The organism is Mesorhizobium shangrilense (genome assembly GCF_040537815.1).
Lineage (GTDB): Bacteria > Pseudomonadota > Alphaproteobacteria > Rhizobiales > Rhizobiaceae > Mesorhizobium > Mesorhizobium shangrilense.
In genome coordinates this window covers 1-6,210 of the sequence record NZ_JBEWSZ010000026.1, presented here as the reverse complement: position 1 = coordinate 6,210, position 6,210 = coordinate 1, and the positions used below count along the sequence as shown (strand labels likewise).

5 protein-coding genes and 1 pseudogene are annotated in these 6,210 nt (G+C 58.7%); all 6 read right to left on the bottom strand.

Annotated elements, in window-relative coordinates:
* Nucleotides 1-102 precede the first annotated feature (102 nt).
* Nucleotides 103-788 (bottom strand): annotated as a pseudogene (locus ABVQ20_RS40130) (IS630 family transposase); the annotation flags it as partial.
* A gap of 48 nt (nt 789-836) precedes the next feature.
* Nucleotides 837-2,198, bottom strand: coding sequence for an aspartate aminotransferase family protein (locus ABVQ20_RS40125; RefSeq protein ID WP_354465365.1), 1,362 nt, complete (start codon nt 2,196-2,198; stop codon nt 837-839).
* Between the two features lie 45 nt (nt 2,199-2,243).
* A complete protein-coding gene (locus ABVQ20_RS40120; RefSeq protein WP_354465363.1) occupies nt 2,244-2,420 on the bottom strand; it encodes a hypothetical protein in 177 nt (58 codons plus the stop codon).
* Between the two features lie 192 nt (nt 2,421-2,612).
* A complete protein-coding gene (locus ABVQ20_RS40115; protein WP_354465362.1) occupies nt 2,613-3,782 on the bottom strand; it encodes a M20 aminoacylase family protein in 1,170 nt (389 codons plus the stop codon).
* A gap of 388 nt (nt 3,783-4,170) precedes the next feature.
* Nucleotides 4,171-5,040 carry an IS3 family transposase gene (locus ABVQ20_RS40110; RefSeq protein WP_354465360.1) on the bottom strand — a complete coding sequence of 290 codons (870 nt, stop codon included), beginning with the start codon at nt 5,038-5,040 and terminating at the stop codon, nt 4,171-4,173.
* Nucleotides 5,000-5,458: a helix-turn-helix domain-containing protein gene (locus ABVQ20_RS40105; protein ID WP_354465358.1), complete on the bottom strand. Its 459-nt coding sequence runs from the start codon at nt 5,456-5,458 to the stop codon at nt 5,000-5,002. Before ABVQ20_RS40105 ends, ABVQ20_RS40110 begins: the two co-directional genes overlap by 41 nt.
* Nucleotides 5,459-6,210 lie beyond the last annotated feature (752 nt).

Below are 6,210 nucleotides of genomic sequence, written 5' to 3'. Positions count from 1 at the left end.
ATGTCGAACGCCGCATCGGAGGCCGGACACATGTCAGCACCCGACCACGCTCCTCATTCTTCATAAAAGATTCTTCTTGCGCTGACGGGGGCGTCCACACATGTCCATGACGACAATGTCGCCCTCCGACAATGTCGGGACCAGCACCTGCTCGACATAGGCCAGGAACACGTTGCCGTTCATGGCGCGGTCGTAGACGAAGGGCGCAGTCATGCCCGTCAGTCGCAGCGCTCCGGTGAAGGTCGTGGTCTTCCAGTGGCCATGCGGCAGCCGGCCCGGCAACGCTCGCCCCGCGGCGCTCTTCCACGCAGGCGGGCCATCTTTGTGGAGAGAGGCCGGTCTCATCGATGAACACGAGCTTCGCCGGATCGAGATCGAGTTGGCCGTCGAACCAGTCCGCCGCTTCAGGATGTCGGGGCGATCCTGCTCCAGTGCGTGCGCGGACTTTTTTTGAATGTCCAGCCGTGGCCGCGAAGCCAGGCGCTCAAGGCGCTACGGCTGATCCGCACCGAATGCTCGGCGCTGAGCCGCTCCACCATCTCGTTCAGCGTGATGTCCTTGCGCTCCTCGATCAGCCCGACGATGAAGGCTTCATGCGCATCGAGGCTGGAGGCGCGGCGGCGGCCCTGCGGGCGTGGCGCCAGTTCGCCGATCTTCGCCCGCGCAATCCAGCGGATCGCGCTGGACACTCCCACGCCGAACCGCGCCGCCGCTTGCCGCGCCGACATGCCCTCGTCCGAAGCCTTCAAGACCCGCGACCGAAGATCCCCGCTCAATGCTCTTCCCATCGTCCACCTCCATCAAGGTGGATGTTGAATCAGCACAAAACGCACCCGTCACATCACAATCGATTCATCGATCACAGGACGTGCTCTAGTAGCGATCGAGGCATCTAAGGCATCGCCCAGACGTTCAACGATCGTGTCGACCTGGCCGGCGTTGACGATGAATGGGGGCGCGAGCAAGACGTGGTCACCTCGAACGCCATCAATCGTCCCGCCCATCGGGTAGACCATCAGCCCGCGCGCCATGGCTTCACGTTTCACGGCCACATTCAGTTTGCACGCCGGGTCGAACGGCGATTTATCGGAGCGGTCAGCTACGATTTCTATGGCACGAAAAAGACCGCGACCGCGAATATCGCCGACATGATGATGATTGTCAAAACGCTCATGAAGCCGCCGGTTGAGCAGCTCCCCCATCTCTCTGACGTTATCCAGAAGGCGATGCTCGCGAATAATGTCCTGTACTGCAAGGCCTGCCGCCGCCGCCATGGAGTGCCCCATATAGGTATGACCATGCTGGAAAAATCCCGATCCAGAAGCGAAAGCGTCGTAGATATGCCGTCCTAACATGACGGCGCCGATCGGCTGATAGCCCCCTCCCAGCCCCTTTGCGATTGCCATTATGTCTGGCACGATGCCTTCCTGTTCGAAAGCGTGCATAGTTCCGGTGCGCCCCGTGCCGCACATGACCTCATCTAGGATTAGGAGAACGCCGTAGCGGTCACAGATTTCGCGTATCTTCTTGAAGTATCCGTTCACTGGCGGCACCGCGCCCGCAGTCGCGCCAACGACAGTTTCCGCGACGAATGCGATCACTTCGTGTGGTCCGAGCTCGAGAATTTTCGCCTCAAGTTGGTTGGCCACGCGCTGACCATACTGATGCTCACTTTCGGCAGGTAAGCGACCACGATATGCATAGCACGGCGCAACGTGATGGGTTTCGACCAGGAGCGGTCGGAACTGGGCCCGGCGCCATTCATTGCCGCCAGCGGCTAGCGCTCCCAGAGTATTACCATGGTAACTTTGATGGCGCGCGATGATATGCCTGCGACGACCTTCCCCCTTCTCGACGAAATACTGGCGCGCCATCTTCAGCGCGGCCTCCATCGCTTCCGACCCGCCGCTGACGAGATAGACATAATCGATCCCATCCGGAGAGTCGGCAACGAGGCGGTCCGCGAGCCGCTCAGCGATGTCCGTCGTGAAGAAGCCCGTATGAGCGTAGGCAAGCTTGTCGAGCTGAGCGTGCAGCGCCGCGAGCACCTCCGGATGACCGTGGCCAATACACGACACAGCAGCTCCGCCGGAGGCGTCAATGTATGCCTTGCCGTCGGCGTCAAACATCTCGATGCCACGCCCGCCCACAGCCAGGGGCAGGTTTGCATGAATGGTCCGGTGCAAAATCTTGCTCATGATAGTCTCTCACATGGGGGCATGTGGACCCCGCCTTCACGCCGTCTAGCTCACCATAGCGCCGATCTCTTGGAAGCCGCCTGTCAGCGATTCGAGAGCTTTGCTGCGCCGCTTTCGCGTGGAGGGCGGCATAAAGACGGTCGCGATCCCGTTTACCAGCTCTTCGAACGCCATCTCAAAGCCGAGAAAGGTCTGCAACCCGATCGAGCAGTTCTTCGTCAAGACCAAGCATCTGCTCGGACAGGCCGCCGGACGCACCTCAGACGCCATCTGCACGCTATCGGCTAAATCCTTATTGCCGTCACCGCAAATGAGCGCACCAACTATTTCGCGGAGGCGGGACATGATGGGAGAATGAAATCATCCTGCTCTCGGATCGCGCGATAGTCCCGCACGCTCTTCGGTGTCGTCGCTTCAAGCGGCCAGAACCGTCTCAACCAGGTTCACCCAATAGCCGATGCCGTAAGGCAAGGCTTCGTCGTTGAAATCATATGTCGGGTGGTGCACGCCGGCGGTCGGTCCATTTCCAAGCATAATGTAAGCGCCCGGCCGCGTCTCAAGCATGTAGGCGAAGTCCTCCGCCTCCATACTCACTCTGATGTTGTCGTCCACGGAGGCAGGCCCCACGAGATTGCGCGCCGCCGTGATCGCCAGATTGGTCCCCTCCGTATGGTTGAAGGTAACCGGGACGGATCGACGGTACTTGAACTCAACGTCCGCGCCGAATCCGCGCCCAATACCCTGGGCGGCTGCCAAAATCTCCCGTTCGGCGAAGTCTTGCAGGGCGGGTGCGAGGGTTCTCACGGTTCCGGCGATTTCAACGCGATCGGGAATGATGTTGTAGGCCCGTGCGGCGTTCAACTTGGTGACTGAGATCACCAGCGACTCGATGGGATCGGTTTTGCGCGAGACCAAGGTTTGCAGGCCAATGATGATCTGTGCTGCAATGACAACGGGATCGATGGTCCGATGCGGCGAGGCGGCATGGCCGCCCCTGCCCTTCACGATGAGGTCGAAGTCGTCCTGCGAGCCCATGATCGGGCCATCGCAAATGCCGAACTTGCCGATCTCCATGCCTGGCATGTTGTGCATTCCAAAAACCTGGGAGATGCCAAAACGATCCATGATTCCCCCCTGGACCATCCTCAGACCGCCCGATGGCAGTTCCACTTCTTCTGCCGGCTGAAAGATCAAAGCGACGGAGCCCTTAAAGTTGCGCGTACTCGCAAGGTGTTTCGCGGCGCCCAGCAACATCGCGGTGTGACCGTCGTGGCCACACGCATGCATTTTGCCCGGTATTTGCGACGACCAGGGTTTGTTTGACGCCTCAACGATTGGGAGGGCATCCATGTCCGCCCTCAATCCGATCGTCGGTCCGTCTCCGCCTTCGCCTTGAATGAGTGCGACAATACCGGTCTCAGCTATCCCCGTTTCGATATGATTGATGCCGAACGAAGCCAGTTTCTCGGCTACGAACGTTGCTGTGTTGTGTAACTGATAGCCGAGCTCCGGATTCTGGTGCAGGTAGCGACGCCACTCGGTTGCCTCGCTCTGCACATCCCGGAAAGTTTCAACGCTTCTCATGTTACATCAGCCTTTTAGTTAGTCCTGTAGAGCCGTTTCGATGTTTCCTACCGCGTTGCGTATTCTTGGTGCGCAAGAACAAAGGGGTGATTAGTTTCCTTTTTGAGCGCAGGATGACGATCGACGTCAGTTCTTCACTTATTCAATCGACGATCAGAATTCTCCGTCCAACGCTCCTCGCAAGGATGATGCATGTGAGAGAAGAATTTGCGTCAAACTGGATCGGCTGCTGAAATGGGCAGCACACAAAGCGGGGCGGTTTGAAATGTAGTAGCTTGGTTGCGGATTCCGGGAGTTAACGGGACGGGATTCCGATCAAAATCCGGACAATCGTGGAGTGCACCCCCAGACTGAGACACAGAAAATCGCGGACAGTTTCCGTGTTAAGCTATGCAGCCTTTTCTGTCAGTCGTCTGCTTGAATGCTTCTGCTCGTATTCCTCAGGAGTGAGATAGTCGAGCGCCGAATGCAGCCTTTGCTGGTTGTAGATGGTATCGATGAAGGCTCCGATCCGTTTGCGCGCGTCGGCCGCATCCTTGTAGGTGAGGCCCTGCACTTCTTCCTGCTTGAGCGTTTTCATGAAGCTCTCCGCCTTCGCATTATCGTAAGGATTGCCGACACGGCTCATGCTCGCCTGGATACCGTGACGATTCAGAAGTTCGGAGTACGCTCCGCACGCGTATTGAACCCCGCGGTCGGAATGATGCACGAGGCTCCCGGGTTCGGGCCGGCGATCAGCGATAGCCATCTCGAGGGCCTCGATGGCAAGGCTTGCTCTGAGATGCGTATCCAACGCCCAGCCGACCACTTTGCGGCTATAGGCGTCAAGCACAACGGCAAGGAAAGCAAACTCCTCAGCCAGATGCAGGAACGTGATATCGGCCACCCACAGCTGGTCGAGCCTATTGAGGATCATTCCCCTGGCAAGGTTCGGCACGACGTGCCAACCATGCCTCGAGTTCCTCGTCACAGGAACAAAGGGTTTTGCGCGCAGGCACAGCAGATTGTCTTCCCGCATGATCCGTAGAACGCATTTGTGATTGACCTGCCACCCCTCCCGCCGCAGCAGGGCTGCGATCCGGCGGTAGCCGTAGTGCGCGTTGCCGAGAGCCAGCTTCTGAATCAGATCGCGCAAACCTGTCTCGGCCCGACGCGGGGCCGAATCCAGCCAGTGACGGTAATAACTCGCGCGGCTCACGCCAGCGAGCCAGCACATTCTATCGATGTTGAATTCGCCTTGCGACAGGCCGGTCGTCATCTTTTCGATGACTTTGAAGATCCCGTTTCGCCAGGAGCGCTGCTCGACGATGATCTTCCTCGAAATGCCGCAAGGCTTCGCGAAAAAAATCGAGATCGAGTTGCTGTTGCCCGACTTTCTGCTCCAATTCCCTGATCCGGCGCCTGGCCTTGGTCAGCGCCTTTTCCTGAGGTGCCGGCGTGTCGACTGGGTTCTGCAGCCGCGCGGCCCCGTCAACTCCTGTTGTCGATCTGGCCGGCCGGCCGCGCCGGCGTGACTTCAGACTACCGCGGAGCCTGAGTTGATCACGCCACTCGTAAAGTCGTTGGCGACTGATTCCAACCTCATCCGCCAACTTGCTGACAGTTTCGCCCGCCTCCATGCGCTGGAGAAGCTTCAGTTTTTGATCTTCATCAATGACCCTTTGCCGTCTGGCCATGCCCCAATTTCCTCTCCTTGTGGGGAAACTGTCCGCGATTTTCTGTGTCTCAGTCTAGGGGTGCACTCCAATCGTGTCCGGCATGAGATCGGAATACCTGTCCGGCTTCAGATTGGAATAGCCGTCCGGCATCATCGGAATACGCAGCTTGGTTTTGAGACGCACTTGGAACCTACCGAAGGAACTGGAGGATAACTTCGATGCCGCCTCGATCAGGTTTCCTCAACTCGAGTCGGTGGCTGGCTGCGGAATCAGAGCTGGTCAGATTGCGGCACACGGCTGGCTATTCGAACCTGGTCAAACCCACGTACGGTCGCCGCTAGGACGGCCGCACCAATATCCGGCTTATGGCGGCAAGAGGCCCAGAAGACGAGAACCCGTCTTTGACACGGCATTCCAAGCCAGCTGGAATCTCGGTTCGCCTCCTGGAATCCGCCGAGGCTCCGAGGGATCGATGTGTTGGTATAGCCGCGTTAGGCCGACTTCATGATGGCACTGTCGATGACGACCCCTGCCATCACGTCTTTCCACGGCGGCGCTACGCGACGGCTGCTGCCCACCACGGCAGTTTGCGACGCGCAGCGGAGGCACTTCGCATCAAGCATTCACCCTGAGCGGCGTCATTGCGACGAACTGGGCCGCAGTCGGATCAATCCAATGCCGTTCTCTATGTCGATTTGGGTCCCGAATGACTCCGAGAGCTTCTGTAGCCGCTCCAGAATGGCTCTTGCTTGCGGAGCGGGGGCGAGCCT

Excerpts from the sequence above, each read along its gene's own strand:
- ABVQ20_RS40110 (WP_354465360.1), bottom strand. The coding sequence starts at position 5,040 with ATGACGACCGGCCTGTCGCAAGGCGAATTCAACATCGATAGAATGTGC.
- ABVQ20_RS40125 (WP_354465365.1), bottom strand. The coding sequence starts at position 2,198 with ATGAGCAAGATTTTGCACCGGACCATTCATGCAAACCTGCCCCTGGCT.
- ABVQ20_RS40105 (WP_354465358.1), bottom strand. The coding sequence starts at position 5,458 with ATGGCCAGACGGCAAAGGGTCATTGATGAAGATCAAAAACTGAAGCTT.
- ABVQ20_RS40115 (WP_354465362.1), bottom strand. The coding sequence starts at position 3,782 with ATGAGAAGCGTTGAAACTTTCCGGGATGTGCAGAGCGAGGCAACCGAG.